This is a genomic window from Streptococcus sp. A11, from assembly GCF_043674225.1.
GTDB classification, from domain to species: Bacteria; Bacillota; Bacilli; order Lactobacillales; family Streptococcaceae; genus Streptococcus; species Streptococcus suis_V.
Genome location: NZ_JBIMJS010000010.1, coordinates 1 through 15612 on the forward strand (window position 1 = coordinate 1; position 15612 = coordinate 15612).

The following is a 15612-nucleotide window of genomic DNA, read 5'->3' on the forward strand; positions in this document are numbered from 1 at the left end:
CATCGTCATTCCTCCTGCTATCTTTTTCTATTATTCTACCTTATTTGATAGTAGATTTAAAACTTTGCAACAGAACCGACCACCCTTATCAATCACACCCAAAACACCCTCTAACTGTTCCAGGCCAGCTTGGTCTGCCTTAGACTTATCCACCAAGGCAAAACGCAGGCGTGTCGCACAATGGGTCAGACTGGACACATTGGCCTTGCCTCCTACACCTTCTAAAATCGCTCTTCCTAAATCCCTATGACCCATCCTATCTCCTTTTTCTCTCCTAATTTCCCCAGACCTTGTCCGTAATCGTCTTAATCAATTGTAATTTTTTCCACTCGTCTTCCTCAGTCAGAATATTTCCTTCTTCCGTAGAAGCAAAGCCGCACTGGGTTGAGATGCCAATGTTCTTGAGTGGAATCAATTTCGCTGCTTCTTCAATACGGGCAACCACCGCATCAATATCCTCTAACTGAGGATCTTTAGATGTAATCACACCCAGCACCAATTCGACATTCTCACGGCCATTCCAGATGTCCACAATCGGTGAAAAATCGCCTGAACGCTCATCGTCATATTCTAAGAAGAAGATGTCATAGTTGAGTTGGCCTAGATACTTGGCAACCGTCTGGTAGCTTCCTTCAAAAAGGTAGGTTGACTTGAAGTTGCCTCGACAGATATGGGTCGCCACCGTCAAATCCTCTGGCAGGCCCTCCAAGGCCTTATTGATCACGTAGACATCATCTTCAGCAATCTGCTCAAATTCCGCCCGTTTTTCCTGTTGGTCATGATAGGTCTCCAATTGCTGAATCAAATAAGCCCAGGTTGTGTCGTCCAATTGAACATAGCGGGCACCCAGATCATAAAAATGCTGAATGGTATCATGATAGGCTTTTGCCAAACCGTCTAGGAAATCACTCCAATTTTCATAGTAATCCGCATAGAGATCGCTGCGATGGTCACGCTTGATAACCAGTGACGGGCTTGGAATAGTCACCTTTGGTGTAACTCCCTCAGGCACGATGGACTGAAGGTATTGGAAATCACGGTAAAACGGGTGGTCTGGATTTTCAGCTACCTTGCCATTGAGGCGGACATTGGTCGTGCGAGTCTTAGCCCCGTGAAACTTGTAAGAATCCTCCTGCAAGTAAGCTTCGAACCCTGTCAATTCCCAGAGGAAGTCCAGGTGCCACCAAGAACGGCCGAACTCGCCGTCAGAAACTACCTTGAGCCCATTGTCAACCTGGTGATGGACCAATTCAGCGACCAATTTGTCCTGAATAGCGAGCAGGGCTTCGTGGCTGATTTTGCCTTGGGCGAATTGCTCACGGGCATCCTTCAAAGCTTGTGGACGAAGATAAGAACCGACATGATCGAAATGGTAATGTGTTTTTGACATGATGAAAACTCCTTGAAAAATTTTGATAGTTTCATTTTATTCCCAAAAGCTATAATTGTAAAATATATATTTTCTATACATTTCGATAGTTTTTTGCTATATCTGACCATTCACCTTGCTTGATGGCAAAAAATAGAAAAAAATCTGTCAAGTAACTTTACTTTACAAAAAAGTTTTGATATACTGTTAAAGTTGGCGAAAGTCATACACTATATTTATGATAAGAGCCGAGCGTCAGCTCGCATTTTAATGGAGGAAAATCGAAATGGCAGTACCTGCACGTCGCACTTCAAAAGCGAAGAAAAACAAACGTCGTACTCACTATAAAGTAGCAGCTCCAACTGTGAAATTTGATGAAACTACTGGAGATTACTCACGTTCACACCGTGTATCTTTGAAAGGATACTATAAAGGACGTAAAATCGCTAAAGCTGCTTCAGCTGAATAATAGAAGGGAGATACCATGCGCGTAAATATTACACTTGAACACAAAGAATCTGGTGAGCGTTTGTACCTTACTTCAAAAAACAAACGTAACACTCCAGACCGTCTTCAATTGAAAAAATACTCACCAAAATTGCGTAAACACGTTATTTTTACTGAGGTTAAGTAAGGGGTTCACTACACGTCATTAGACGTCAAAACATTGATTTTAAGCGATTTTTGAATTTTTGAAGTTCATTACATTGCAATATAAATCAATAAGAACTCTACCTTTTACTCTACCTTTTTTAGATGAATATATCATTTGGATATTGAAGTTAAGCCCTGTTATCATTTGGATGGCAGGGCTTTTTTATATTTGGTACACTAACTTCTTATCTATATTTTGGTGGAGCTGAAGTTGACATCTACAAAGTTTAATGTTATAATTCATTCAAAAATATATTTGAATGAGGTGTTTTATGATTCAAAATGTTGTTACTTCAATAATCCTTTATTCTGGGACAGCCGTAGACTTACTTATTATCCTAATGTTATTTTTTGCCAAAAGAAAAAGCAGAAAAGACATTATTAACATCTATTTAGGACAATTTCTAGGCTCTGTTAGTCTAATATTGCTAAGTTTGCTTTTTGCATTTGTCTTAAATTATATTCCTAGTAAAGAGATTTTAGGTTTACTCGGTTTGATTCCAATTTTCCTAGGCCTCAAAGTTTTGCTTTTAGGAGATTCTGATGGAGAAGCTATTGCAAAAGATGGTTTGCGAAAAGACAATAAAAACCTGATTTTTCTAGTCGCTATGATTACTTTTGCAAGTTGTGGCGCTGACAATATTGGTGTCTTTGTCCCATATTTTACCACCTTAAATTTAGCGAATTTGATAGTGGCTTTACTTACCTTTCTAGTCATGATTTATCTCTTGGTTTTTTCTGCCCAAAAATTGGCACAAGTCCCTTCTGTTGGAGAAACTTTGGAAAAATATAGTAGATGGTTTATTGCCGTTGTCTATTTAGGATTGGGGATGTATATCCTGATTGAAAACAACAGCTTTGACATGCTATGGGCTGTGTTAGGCTAGGAGAAAAAATTATGAAAAAAGATAGTATCTGTCAAGTGGATGTTATTAATCAACAAAATGTTACAACCGCAACGAACTACCTTGAAAAGGAAAAAGTCCAAAAATCACTTCGCATTTTATCAAAATTTACCGATAATAAACAGATAAATATCATCTTTTATCTCCTTGCCGTCGAAGAACTCTGTGTCTGCGATATAGCCTGTTTACTAAATCTCAGTATGGCATCTGCCTCCCACCATCTTCGTAAACTAGCCAATCAAAACATCTTGGACACTAGAAGAGAGGGGAAAATTATATATTATTTTATAAAAGATGAGGAAATCAGAGATTTTTTTAATCAACTAGGATAACAATGGATACTTACGCTGAATTAGCACCTCAACGAATGTTAGAAGTTGTGGGTATTTATCTTGAAAAGATTGCTGAACTAACGCAATAACTACTCTACCATTCACTCTACCTTTTGCTAAGGAACATTACAAAAACGTTGATATATAAACGTTTCTAACAGCTAAAATAGACAATACTTAATCTTTACTGATGTGAAATAGGGATTCACTACACGTCAATTGGCGGTAGAAACCTTGATTTTAAGCGACTTTTGAAATTTTTATTTTCATTACATTGCAGTATAAATCAGTCGAATCACTATCTTTTTCTCTACCTTTTTTGAAATAAGTTTTTGATTCGGATAAGTAATAAAACCCACTGGCTAATTAAGTCAGTGGGTTTTTGAGTGATTTGAAAGAAGTGAAGTTACGGATTAACAAGATCTACAATGATAATTTCTGGGTGATTAAAGAATCTTGGTACTCGTGTAGATTCTTTGGCCAGACCCCTGCTTACAATAAAATGCGAATTTTCAACTTCATATAAACCACCTGCATATTTCGGAAGAAAACCTTGATTAGGCGCGAATACACCATTAATCAAATAAGGCACTCTCCATTGTCCTCCATGCGCATGACCAGATAACACTAAATCAAATCCATACTTTTGATATGTGTCAATTAGTTCTGGCCGGTGCGCTAGTAAAACTTGAAAGTCAGTGCTTATTTGCTTCCCTTTTATGTCTTCAAGTTGGTCTAGCAAATTCTCACTAGTATCATACTTTTGAAAATATTCAGGATCATCAATGCCTGAAATAGTGATGGACTGCCCCCTTACATCAACTCTACTACTATCTCCAGATAATACGACCACATTCTGTTGTCTTAGATGTTCCAGCATCTGATCATATCGATTACTCCATATTTCATGATTACCTGACACATAGTAAGTATGATTAAATTTTCCTATCCCGCTTAACAATTCTAGAGTTTTTCTGTCAGAAAGTTCATCATCAAAAATATCTCCACCCAATAAAATGATATCTGGCTTTTCTTTCTCTAATGTTTCCAAGATTTGTATCTGATTTTTACCGTAATTTGATGAGTGTAAATCAGTGATTAGAGCAAGTCTGATTGGCTGAGATATTTTGGGACTAGCAAGCCTGTAATGAGTTACTTGAAGCCGACTGTCAAAACCTAAAGCAAGAAAAATTAGGATACAAATAAAAACAAACCATCGTGGCTTAATATTTTTTAGTTTTTTCATTATTCGAACTATTTTAGCAAATTTCTGTAACGAACAAACATTTTCAAAAGGTTACTCAATAATAATATCAAAATATTTTGTATCAACCTCTTTTGGAGCAACGTAACTAATATTTCGTTTGGCATTGAAAATATCAGATTCATCCAATGAAGTAGAGAGTCCGCTCCATGGTTCTAATGCGATAAAGGGACTCTGATTTGTAGTTGACCAAATCACTAAATATGGAAAATCATCAAATGCAATCGAAAGTTTCTTCTGATGATTTTTTGATTTCAAGGTTACCTTTCGTGATGCTAATTGATCCAATGTTATCGCATCATGCTCAAACAGTTTATAGGACAAGTCCAAGGTCTTTTGATTTTCCAAGAATGGCCGGCGGTCTCGCAGATCAAGTAAGCCAGTTTCTGGAAAACTTCTAGGTACTGTACAAGATTCTACTTTTTCAAATTCTAAATAATAGTCTTCATAACTCTCACCATCCAACAAGGGACAATTAAAACCTGGGTGACCCCCAATAAAGTAAGGTAGCTTTCTATGTCCCTCAAGGTTTTTCACCCGATATTCAGTTCGAATTGTATTGCCAAGTAGTGAGTAAGTAATGGAAAGTTCAAATTCAAAAGGGTAATTTTTTACGGTTTCTTCGTTTGATGAAATAGAAAATTCCAAAGAGTTTTCAGTGCTATTTACATTTTTGAACAGCATTTTTCGCACAAGTCCATGCCTTGGAATTGTGCCTGTAAATGTCGGTCTTTCTGCAGGTTCATAGATAGCCCAGTCATTTCGTAAACTTCCACAAATCGGAAATAGAACTGGTGCTTGACCGCTCCAATAGGCCGGATCTCCTTGCCAAAGATATTCGATACCATCCTTGTCTTTAATAGAAATAATTTGACCACCTAATTCAGAAAATTGTACTGTTAAGTTCTCATTTTTTAATTCGAGCATAAAAACTGCCTCCCTTATATGAAAACAAGGATGCTAACTTGAGCTAGGCATCCTTGTATTAGTTTTATTCAATAACCTGTGTTTCCGCTACTTTTTTATACCAATAAGCACTTTTCTTTGGATAACGTTCTTGGGTCTCAAAGTCAACATAGAACAAACCATATCGTTTCTCGTATCCATTTGACCAAGAAAATACATCCATCAAGGACCAGATGAAATAACCTTTAACATTGGCACCATCTGAGATAGCATCTGAAATCACTTCTAAATGCTTTTTCACGTAATCGATTCGACCATCGTCATAGACTGTACCATCTACAAACTCATCTTTATAGCCTAGGCCGTTTTCAGTGATGTAGATTTTCTTATAGTTTGGATAGTCATTTTTCACACGCATGATTTGATCATAAAGGCCTTGCGGATAGATAATCCAATCCCAGTCCGTTTTTGGAATATCAACTGGGGACTCTCTACGACCAACTCCTTTGATTTGATATTTAGAACTTCCCTTTTCACCTTTACCATTATGGATAATTTCAGTCTCACCGTCATGAGCCCTCATCCAATCACTCATATAGTAATTGATGCCCAAGAAGTCGTTCAAATCTTTTGCGGCATCTAAGGCAGCGAAGTCTTCATCACGAAGGTCTAATTCCCCACCATTCACTTTCAGAATATGTCGAACACCTTCAAGCGTTTTTTCAGAATAGTAACCCAAGTATGTAGCATCGAGAATAAATTTATTATGGATAATATCTTCTAGTTCCGCTGCACGAACATCGTCAGGATTGCTTGGATCATAAGGATATTTCGTTGGCAATGCATGTACAACACCAATTTCTCCACTATAACCAGCATCCTTGTAGAGCTTAACTGCCTTGGCATGTGAAACCATCATATTGTGGTGAGATTGGAATACCTTAGCTAAGTCATACTGAATCCCTGGTGGGAACTTCCCAACTAGATATTGCCCATCACCAATTGGACCGATTTCATTAAAGGTTGTCCAGTAATTAACTTCGGGGAATTCTTTGAAGCAAAACGCTGCGTAATTGACGAAGTGCTCAATATTTTCTCGATTTAGAAAGTCACCATTAGAATGTAGCGTTTCTGGTGTATCAAAATGGTGAAGCGTTACAAATGGTTCTACATGACGTTTATGGCATTCCGCAAATAATTTATGGTAATACTCTACTCCTTTTGGATTCACTTCTCCAAAGCCTGTTGGGAAGATACGAGACCACGCAATCGAAATACGAATGCCATTCACACCAAACTGTTCACTTAGTTCTAAATCAACTGGATAACGATTATAAAAATCAGAAGCTGGTTCCGCAGTGTACCAGTAATTATCTTCTAGATACTTGTCCCACGCAACACGACCTTTTCCATCCGTCTGTGTAGCACCCTCTGCCTGATATGCAGCAGTTGCTCCACCAAATATAAAATCTTTCGGTAATGTTTTAACCATATGCCTACCTTCTTCTATCAAAAATAAATAAAGGGGTAGGAGTTGGAGATTTATTACTCCCTCCCCTTTTGATTAAGAACCTGTATTCACAAGTGAAGTGCTTGTATATAAGAGATAGTTTTTCGCTAATCAAGGCAGTTTTTTGAGGGAATACTGACTGTATTTTGAAAAAAACTAACGATGAGTAGCTGAAAAACTAGCCTTAGATGGGAGTGCTGAACTGTGAATACAGGTTCTAGAACTGTTGTTTGACAAAGTCAAGAGCACCTTGACCATCACGAGTGAGTTTAATGTATTGAGCCCCTTCAGTTTTGGCAAGTTTAATGCCCAATGCATCAGTTTCTTGTTTTATATCATCGTAGTTCGATGCCACTTGAGGTGCAAGGATAACTAATTGATATTCTGGCAAAATCTCACGGTGAGCACCATAGCTTCCTGCTGTCGCTGTGACTGGAACGCCGTATTCTTTGGCGGCTTTAGTTAGAGCGTTGGCAAGCAATCCACTTGTACCGCCCCCTGCACAAAGTACCAAAACATTTGTTTGTTCAGAAATTTCGGTATCGACTGCAGCTTTTTCAAGAATAGCATCCGCTTTGGCAGTATTAAAGTTAGCCGCCACTTTCTCTTTCAAGCTACTTTCAACTTTCCCTGATTGTTCTTCAGCGAGAATCTGCTCATCATAAACTTTCAAGAATGGATAATAGATAAGTACATCGACAACTACCAACAAGATAGCTAGTGCAAAGGCTAGTGGAGCAAAGTTTGTTCCCATTACAATCCCCAATGGTCCTGGAGTTGTCCATGGCAAGTTAACGCTGAAACTGTTCATTTTTAGCGTATCAACAAAGAATTTGAAAATCCATACGTTAGCAATTGGAGCTAAGATGAATGGAACAAAGAATACTGGGTTAAGTACAAGTGGTGCACCAAACAAGATTGGTTCGTTTACACCAAAGAATGTTGGAACAACTGAAGCACGTCCAATTGCTTTGTTTCGTTTAGACTTAGTCAACCACATAAACATGAATGGCACAACCAAGGTAGCACCAGTACCACCCATTGTCACGATAAACATTTGAGTACCTGAAGTCAGGATTTTATCCGCGTGTTGACCCGCCTGTAAAAGTTGGAAGTTGGTTTCAATATTGGCATAGGTAATGGCTGCAATTGCTGGTTCAACAATTGATGGACCATGAATCCCTACAAACCAGAACAAGGCATAGGCACCAAAGATAATGGTAATACCCACATAACCGTCTGCTGCTGTAAATAATGGCTCAAATAATTTTAGAATAGCCTCAGCAACGTTTGTTCCAAGGAATTGACGTGTTACAAGATCGATTCCATACAAGACAAAGATAGACAATGCATATGGAATCACATCTTTAAATGCCTGGGATACGTTCGGTGGAACTTCATCTGGCATACGAATGGTGACATTGTTTTTCACGCAGACCTTATAGATATTAACTGTAATGAAGGCGGCTAGAAAGGCTGTCAAAAGACCCTTAGTTCCCATGTAACCATTGGCAAACCCACCTTCAATACCGTCAGAAGCCAGTAATAGGAAACCTGAAATTGAGGCAATCATGGTTGAAATGAAGTTGATTTGATTGGTTTTTGGCAATTGACGGTTAAAAGCGTCTGTCAAAGATTTTGCAGTCGTTCCTGCAACTAGGACAGCTACAATCCCCATTGTGTAGCCGTAAGGTTTCATGATAGCCGCAACTGCTTCATCAGACCAAGTAAATCCAAAGATATTCGGCACGAAAGCTACCAATAGAAAGATACTTGAGAATAAGATAACTGGCATAGCTGCGATAAAACCATCACGGATAGCCCTTAAATAAGGGTTTCTCGAAATCTTTTCAAAGAAAGGCTTCCCTTTCTCAATAAATTCAATCAATTTATTCATTACTTATCACCTCGTTTGTACAGTTCAATCATATGACTCATCATGTCTTTCAATAACAATGTTGTCATGAGATGGTCTTGACCATGCATAAGTGTCACACTAAAGGCTAAATCCTCACCAGCCGCTTCTTTTTGCAACAAGCTAGTCTGAGCATGATGGGCTTCAACAATACAAGCATTGGCAGCTTCAACTAGTTCTTCTGCTTTTGCATAATCACCTTTTTGAGCAGCAGCCAGTGCCTCCATCAAACGAGAACGAGCATCACCAGCGAACGCAACAATCTCAAAACCTAATAACGTAATTTCTTCTCTGTTCATAATATGAACCTCCTTTTAAAATTGAATTGATTTACAATAACCGTTGAATATGTAACACAATATAGAACCTTTCACTGTCATTTACAGGTTCATCAACCAATGATGTAATCATCTCAAAAATCTGACTACCTATTTGATAAGCTCTTGGATTCTGGAGCTTGATATACTGTTCCAAACTAGCAATCGATTCATTTGACTGATGGGATCGATCTAAGTAATTCAGAAAATAGGACAAATGGATCATAAAACGATCATAAAAATTGCTATTTTCTTTTGTGCGTTTAATCCCATTCTCCGTTAGAATTTGTTCAACATCTGCTATCATTTTTTTGCTGATGTCCTGTTCTTCACTTGTGGGATGAATGGTTTCACCCTTTGCATTAATTAAGTGAAGTGCAATTCTACCAATCTCATCATTTGGAAAATCTTTTAGCAACTTTTCACGAAACATAGCTAAGGCTTCACGCGCCATTTTATATTCCAATGGATATTCGGCTGAAATATTGGGCAGTCTACTTTCTTGATAACTATTCTTTAAAACCGCCTGATATGCACAATAGATATGATCTGTCAGTGTCACATATAGATATTCTTGTACAGGATAATGATAAGTTTCTACCAGATGATTAATAACCGTGTAGGTTGCCGAAATAAAATCTAATGGTATATCTTTTAATAAGGTTAGAAAATTTTCTTTGGCCTCATCATTTTTTAGTGAAAAAATATTTTCTATCTTGTCCTTAACAATTAAATCCCCTTTTTTCTTTTGAAAGGTTATACCTAATCCCATCACGACTGCCTGTTCCCCATGTTCATTTTTCACCAGGGCAGCGTTATTATTTAGTGACTGTATAATCCTAAACATATATCCCTCCTATATTTTTAATCAAAAAAAGACTACAAACAAACCGAGAATATCCTACTCTCAAATCCATTTGTAGTCTTGCCTAATCGAATTAGTTACAATCCACTCTATTCTTGCTGATGAGATTATTATAGCATATTCTCAGAAAATGTAAACCCTTTCTTTTAAGAAAATGGTTATTTTTTCAATTATTTTTCTAGCCAAGAAGTTGCTGTTTGAGACAAGACTGCATCAAGTCCCTCAATATTTTCACGACCAACAGTACGTAACCATTCACGTGCAGCTTCTTCACCTTGTTCAATATAGACTGGCACAACACCTGCCCATGTTGCACGACCACAGAGAACACCGTTAAATTTAGCACCTGCTTCATGTGCAAACACCAAAGTATCTTGGAAAAGCTTAGCAGAAACACCTGCACTTAGATAAATGTATGGCAAATGAGTTGATGCTTCTTGTTGACGGAAATATTCAGCTGCTTCTTCTTTTGTATAGACGACTTCCCCTGTTCCAAAGCCTTCTACAAAATTCATGTTTACAGGTACTTCTACCTTGAGAACATCTACTCCAAAACGTTCATCCGAAAAGACTTTCATGGCTTCATTTACTTTTCGAGGTTTGACTTTTGCAAATTCCACACTGGCATTGTCTTCAATCGTTTCATCATAGCTCAAAATTTCCAAGAAGAATGGTAAACCTTCAGCCTGACATTCTGAACCCAAGCGTTCAATATAGGCATGTTTTTGAAGGTTGACATATGGATCACCATCAACGTCATAGTAGAGTAGAAACTTAATCGCATCTGCCCCTTCTTCTTTTAGTCGTTTTACAGACCACTCTACTAGGCAATCTGGTAATCGACTAGTAGAGCTGGTATCATAGCCAGTTTTTTCATAAGCCAAAAGCAAACCGCACTGTTCGTCACGGGCGCTTGATGCTGGCAAACCAAATTCAGGGTCTAACAGAATTGAGGAAGAAAACTGTGTTAATTCTTCTGAAACTAGTTTCTTTAGTTCTTCCATCTGCTCCACAGTAGGTTCTTCTGTCTGATGTTTTGCCATCATTTTTTTCAGGGCTCCACGTTGGTCAAAAGCTAAAGCTGAAATAATACCTGCTTCATTGCTTACCTTTTCCATGTATTTTCTTTTGTCTGCTGTTACTACCATATTATACCTCTTCGACTTCGATTTGAGAATACAACGATTCTGCATTATCTAAATTGACGTAACCTGTCTGTTCTTCCTGGGCATTTAACATGCCTAAAACATTAGCATTTTTTAATAATTCTGCATCAGGTAAAGCATGTACCAAACCTGCTGCAATACCTGCAACAGTTGAATCTCCTGATCCTACTGGATTGACGACTTTGATTTTTGGAATTCTGACACGATAGAACTTGTCATTGTGCTTAGCAAAAGCCCCCTTTGCTCCTAATGAGACGACTATCCACTCAATTCCTTGAAAAAGTTGACCAGACAAAACTGATTTCAACTCTTGAGTATCATCAGTAACTTCTTTACCAATCAGTTGTGATAACTCCTCTGTATTCGGCTTAATAACTGTCGGCTTCTGCTGGCTTTCTAAAACGTTTTTCAGCGCCTCACCAGAACAATCCAAAACAACAGCTACACCGTATTTTTTACAAAGTTCTACAATCTCGACATAATAATTGCTAGCAAGTCCCTTAGGCAAACTTCCTGAAATAACAACTACATCTACATTGTTCAGAATAATTTCGAGGTGTTCGATAAAATTCAAGGCTTCATGTTCTTGAATAGTTGGTCCTTGTTCTAAAATCTCCGTCTGTTGGCCATCATGAAGAACCGCAATGCAATTACGTGTCTCATTCCCAATTTCCACAAAGGAATTTTTAATATCATTTCGAGTGAGTTGTTTCTTTACATAATTTCCAAGTTCACCACCGATAAAGCCAGTTGCCACAACATCTTCACCGATTTGTTTCAAAACCCGTGTCACATTGAGCCCCTTGCCTCCAGCTGTTTTTTGGACTTTTTCTACTCTATTGACAGTATCCAAATGAAAGGTATCCAATTGATAGGCAATATCAACCGACGGATTTAATGTGATCGTCAAAATCATGTGAGCCTCCTAGTCGTGGTATTCTCCACGATCCCACTTTTCAAGAAATTCCGTAAAGAACTCTGGATTAGCCTGCTCTTGATTGAGCGTTTCAACTGCAGCAATCTTTTCGATTAAACGTTTGTTTGCTTCAGTTGGTTTGTATTCTGCTTTAATGAAGGCTTCAATGATGTCGCACATGAGCAACTCACCTGTAATCTTTCCTCCAAAACCAATGACGTTGGCGTTTAACTCTTCTTTTGCATAGAGTGCAGAGGTCATATCACGAACCAGGGCTGATCGAACACCAGGAACCTTGTTTACAGCATTGTTGATTCCAACACCTGTTCCACAAATACAAATTCCCAAATCTGCTTGTCCGCTTGCAACAGCTTCGCCAACTTTTTTACCAAAGATTGGGTAATGAGTACGAACATTGTCATAAGTCCCAAAGTCCAATACTTCATATCCTTGATTTTTCAAATAATCTACCACAGCGATTTTTTCATACGTTACAATGTGGTCACAACCGATTGCAATTTTCATCTCTTATTCTCCTTTATTTACAACAATTAGCACATTTTATTTAGCATATCAACACGAATTTGGTGACGGCCGCCATCATACTCACCTTCAACAAATCCTTTAACGATATTTTTGGCAATTCCTTCTCCTACAATCTCACTACCGATTGTAATAATACGCGAATTGTTGTGTCCTCTTGTCATATAGGCAGAACGTTCGTCTGAAACTTCTGCAGCGATCATGCCTTTGACTTTAGTTGCGGTCATAAATGGACCAACACCATAAGCATCAATCACAATACCAAGATTTCCTTCCTCTTGATTGACTGCTGCAACTACCGCCAAAGTAGTATCAACAAAATCACTTCCATCACTGACATCTTTAAAGTCATATGATTTTTCTTGTAAATAATCTTTAATAAGGTCTTTTAGTTTTGAGCCCGCTGGATCAGCACCGATAATGATTGTCATAACCTATCTCCTAACAAACATAGAAAGTTGTAGCCATATGTGGCAGAAAATCTTTGTTTTGCAAAACTTAGAAAAGCGTTTTCGCTTTTTATGTTTAAATTATACAACAAAACAAACATGAAGTCAACATATTTTGTTTAATTTTTGTTTATTTTTTTCGTATATAAACAAAAAACCAACATTTTACTGTTGGTTTTGATTATTTTATGATTTTGTAGAAATAATTTCAATGTGGTTATGTAATAATTGGTAATTTTCATCCTTTGCATTCATATCTGTCACTAGTGCAGTTACGTCATTCAAATCACAAAAGGAAGTAAAATCATCTTTTCCAATTTTCGAAGCATCTAGCAGTAGGTATTTTTCTAAAGAATGTTTAATGGCAATATTTTGCGTATAGGCTTCGGCTAGGGTAGAGGTCATGACATCAGTTCCCTTAAGTCCGTTACCTGAAAAGAAAATCTTGCTGAATCGCATTTTTTCTAAACTTGTATTGGTAATTTCTCCTACAAAAGATTCTGTCACTTGGCGATATTCTCCTCCTAAGAGAAAGACTTGAAAATCCTCTGTCTTCTTTTGAGATAAGATGGTAAAAACAGGCATACAGTTTGTGATGACAGTTAGACGAGGATTTTTAATGGCCTCAGCCAGAAAGGCCACTGTTGTTCCTGGACCTAAAAATACCGTGTCTCCATCTTCTATCAGTTGTGCTGCCCTTTCTGCTATCTCTTGCTTGGCTTCCTTATTTTGAATGTGTTTCTCAGAATGGGAAAATTCCCGGTATTGAAAAGCCTTATTACTTCTAGCACCGCCATGGATTTTGGTTAGAACTCCTTGCTCTTCCAATTCTATAAAATCACGTCGAACTGTCATATCAGTAACATTTAGCAATTCAACAATCTCAGAAATTCGTACCGTACCTTTTTTGTTTACCAAACGTGTAATTTCTTCTAGTCGTTCTCGTTTATTCATGTTTAATCCTTTGTTGTTTTTTTACATTATATCAAAAATCAACAAGAATATGTTGGAATTTTGAACATTTGTTCTAGGTGAATTGAAGCTTCTTATCAAAATCTCCGTTCAGAATTTTTTTACATCATTAAGATAGAGCCCAGCCATTCTTTGATAAAGGTTACTATTGATTAACAATTGATACATAGGGATTACCCGTTTTAGAAGCACCAACTATCTTTACTTTTAAAGCTTCGTATAAAGTAATCCTATGTTCTAGAATATAAGATACTGTATATAACTATACATCGTTTCCATTACTTTTACTCATCTCCCTCAACCGTTCCTGTCCAAACTTCATCATCTCTTCCTCTACCTTACTCCATTTTCCAAAGAGACACTCTTGTAACACTTCTGCTACGGAACCTTCATCTGATTCAGAATCATATATACAAGTTCTATCTCTTTGGTAAATTTGAATTCGTTCAAAGAGTTTCTCACTTTCTAACTCCCTCAAGTTATCCACCAAGTTCTCTACAATCCCATCATGGTGTTCTTTTGGTGTTGCTCTGGCCTGATTGGGATCGATGGCATAAAGTTCTTCGTAACGAATCAAGGTGCTGAGATAGGACAATTCTGGTTTGGTACCGATAATAGCTAAGGAAACTTGGTAGCCTTTTGATGCTAATAATTGAGCAGTCTGACGAGGAACTTGAGTAGTTCGCAAGGTTCCCTCAATCAGCAAATGATAGCCTTGCGTGCTGAGTTCATCAACCAACTGTTCTACCATTTTTCCTGCAAATCCCTTGGTATAGTCCACGCTGTCCTTGCCATACTCTTCTTGCAGGGCTAAGTAGTTGGGATGCTGAGAACGGCAGCTATCACCATCGATGATAATGATATTACCTTGAAATTCTTTTTGCTTGATACGATGAATAGTCGTCTTACCAGCCCCGCTTTGTCCTCCAAGCAAGATAGCTTTCGATCGATCTGGAATCATCTTTCCTCGGGTTAAAGCCCGAATGGTTCGCTGTAAAGCCTTCTGAAAGTCAGCCTCACTAAATTCTTCCAATCTCATTAAACCACCACCCGATGATGCACCATCTCTAACATCCGCTCAATACCATCTAAATAACCATTGTAACGCTCGATTTCATCGAAGGTATCGACAAGGTAAATTTTCGTATTGATCAATTCAGCCAAGTCATCACTCATCAAAATCCAAGGATTCGCTTCATCATCAAAAGCAATCTCTTGACTATCCTGGTATCTATAAAGCTGTGATAAAATGGCTGCTCCACGTTCTTTTATCACTTCTATTTTTAAAGTCAGTTGGTAATCTTCAACAGGTGTTAGCATCTTATCCTCCCCTACAATATCGACATAAGAGACGTTAAATTTCTGACAAATGCGGTCGATAAGCTCTGTTGATACGGTGCTGGTGCCATTTTCATAGCGACTCAGGCTATTGCGTGAAATCCCCACCATTTTCGCAAATTCTGGTTGTGTTAAATCGTGTGTATGGCGTAGTGATTTTATATTGTCTCCAATCATAGCCTTTCCCCCTA

General features: G+C 37.9%; 19 protein-coding genes and 1 pseudogene. 4 read left to right on the top strand and 16 right to left on the bottom strand.

What is annotated here, in order from left to right:
* Positions 1-30 precede the first annotated feature (30 nt).
* Both ACHBIF_RS06750 and ACHBIF_RS06755 read right to left on the bottom strand, forming a co-directional pair.
* Positions 31-255, bottom strand: coding sequence for a PTS transporter subunit EIIB (locus tag ACHBIF_RS06750; RefSeq protein ID WP_394719455.1), 225 nt, complete (start codon positions 253-255; stop codon positions 31-33).
* Positions 256-274: 19 nt separating this feature from the next.
* Positions 275-1390 carry a vitamin B12 independent methionine synthase gene (locus tag ACHBIF_RS06755; protein ID WP_394719457.1) on the bottom strand — a complete coding sequence of 372 codons (1116 nt, stop codon included), beginning with the start codon at positions 1388-1390 and terminating at the stop codon, positions 275-277.
* 265 nt (positions 1391-1655) lie between these two features.
* On the opposite strand from ACHBIF_RS06755, the gene rpmF reads away from it, so the two are divergent.
* Together rpmF and rpmG are read left to right on the top strand one after the other, a co-directional pair.
* Positions 1656-1838, top strand: coding sequence for a 50S ribosomal protein L32 (gene rpmF / locus ACHBIF_RS06760; protein ID WP_002937589.1), 183 nt, complete (start codon positions 1656-1658; stop codon positions 1836-1838).
* A gap of 15 nt (positions 1839-1853) precedes the next feature.
* Positions 1854-2003: a 50S ribosomal protein L33 gene (gene rpmG, locus ACHBIF_RS06765; protein ID WP_002262412.1), complete on the top strand. Its 150-nt coding sequence runs from the start codon at positions 1854-1856 to the stop codon at positions 2001-2003.
* 39 nt (positions 2004-2042) lie between these two features.
* Here rpmG and ACHBIF_RS06770 read toward each other — a convergent pair.
* Positions 2043-2267, bottom strand: a pseudogene (locus tag ACHBIF_RS06770) (FanG protein).
* Positions 2268-2295: 28 nt separating this feature from the next.
* Here ACHBIF_RS06770 and ACHBIF_RS06775 point away from each other — a divergent pair.
* Entirely contained in the window at positions 2296-2910 is a 615-nt protein-coding gene (locus tag ACHBIF_RS06775; protein ID WP_330847470.1) for a CadD family cadmium resistance transporter, read from the top strand.
* Positions 2911-2921: 11 nt separating this feature from the next.
* Positions 2922-3260, top strand: a complete 339-nt coding sequence (cadX, locus tag ACHBIF_RS06780; protein ID WP_000711078.1) for a Cd(II)/Zn(II)-sensing metalloregulatory transcriptional regulator CadX — start codon at positions 2922-2924, stop codon at positions 3258-3260.
* Between the two features lie 406 nt (positions 3261-3666).
* Here cadX and ACHBIF_RS06785 read toward each other — a convergent pair whose 3' ends face one another.
* The 13 genes from ACHBIF_RS06785 to pezA all read right to left on the bottom strand — a co-directional run bounded on the left by ACHBIF_RS06785 (position 3667) and on the right by pezA (position 15598).
* Entirely contained in the window at positions 3667-4506 is an 840-nt protein-coding gene (locus ACHBIF_RS06785) for a metallophosphoesterase (protein ID WP_394719463.1), read from the bottom strand.
* 51 nt (positions 4507-4557) lie between these two features.
* Entirely contained in the window at positions 4558-5451 is an 894-nt protein-coding gene (locus ACHBIF_RS06790) for an aldose 1-epimerase family protein (RefSeq protein WP_394719465.1), read from the bottom strand.
* Positions 5452-5515: 64 nt separating this feature from the next.
* Positions 5516-6922, bottom strand: coding sequence for a 6-phospho-beta-galactosidase (lacG, locus tag ACHBIF_RS06795; RefSeq protein WP_027973567.1), 1407 nt, complete (start codon positions 6920-6922; stop codon positions 5516-5518).
* Positions 6923-7157: 235 nt separating this feature from the next.
* Positions 7158-8837, bottom strand: coding sequence for a lactose-specific PTS transporter subunit EIIC (locus ACHBIF_RS06800; RefSeq protein ID WP_394719468.1), 1680 nt, complete (start codon positions 8835-8837; stop codon positions 7158-7160).
* Positions 8837-9154 carry a PTS lactose/cellobiose transporter subunit IIA gene (locus ACHBIF_RS06805; protein ID WP_003048451.1) on the bottom strand — a complete coding sequence of 106 codons (318 nt, stop codon included), beginning with the start codon at positions 9152-9154 and terminating at the stop codon, positions 8837-8839. Before ACHBIF_RS06805 ends, ACHBIF_RS06800 begins: the two co-directional genes overlap by 1 nt.
* Positions 9155-9185: 31 nt before the next feature.
* On the bottom strand, positions 9186-10019 hold the full coding sequence (locus ACHBIF_RS06810) for a PRD domain-containing protein (protein WP_394719472.1): 834 nt from the start codon (positions 10017-10019) through the stop codon (positions 9186-9188).
* 188 nt (positions 10020-10207) lie between these two features.
* Positions 10208-11185, bottom strand: a complete 978-nt coding sequence (gene lacD / locus ACHBIF_RS06815) for a tagatose-bisphosphate aldolase (protein ID WP_125266185.1) — start codon at positions 11183-11185, stop codon at positions 10208-10210.
* Between the two features lies 1 nt (position 11186).
* A complete protein-coding gene (locus tag ACHBIF_RS06820) occupies positions 11187-12119 on the bottom strand; it encodes a tagatose-6-phosphate kinase (protein WP_394719474.1) in 933 nt (310 codons plus the stop codon).
* A gap of 9 nt (positions 12120-12128) precedes the next feature.
* Positions 12129-12644 carry a galactose-6-phosphate isomerase subunit LacB gene (gene lacB / locus ACHBIF_RS06825; RefSeq protein WP_002941130.1) on the bottom strand — a complete coding sequence of 172 codons (516 nt, stop codon included), beginning with the start codon at positions 12642-12644 and terminating at the stop codon, positions 12129-12131.
* A 26-nt stretch (positions 12645-12670) separates the two neighbouring features.
* Complete coding sequence (lacA, locus tag ACHBIF_RS06830) at positions 12671-13093, bottom strand: galactose-6-phosphate isomerase subunit LacA (protein WP_029180425.1); 423 nt, start codon at positions 13091-13093, stop codon at positions 12671-12673.
* 204 nt (positions 13094-13297) lie between these two features.
* The gene (locus tag ACHBIF_RS06835; protein ID WP_208546422.1) at positions 13298-14065 is read right to left on the bottom strand and encodes a DeoR/GlpR family DNA-binding transcription regulator; all 768 of its coding nucleotides are present in this window, start codon (positions 14063-14065) and stop codon (positions 13298-13300) included.
* A 280-nt stretch (positions 14066-14345) separates the two neighbouring features.
* Complete coding sequence (gene pezT, locus ACHBIF_RS06840; protein ID WP_172063017.1) at positions 14346-15122, bottom strand: type II toxin-antitoxin system toxin PezT; 777 nt, start codon at positions 15120-15122, stop codon at positions 14346-14348.
* Positions 15122-15598 carry a type II toxin-antitoxin system antitoxin PezA gene (pezA, locus tag ACHBIF_RS06845; RefSeq protein ID WP_105111094.1) on the bottom strand — a complete coding sequence of 159 codons (477 nt, stop codon included), beginning with the start codon at positions 15596-15598 and terminating at the stop codon, positions 15122-15124. The genes pezT and pezA overlap by 1 nt, the downstream gene beginning before the upstream one ends.
* Positions 15599-15612: the final 14 nt, after the last annotated feature.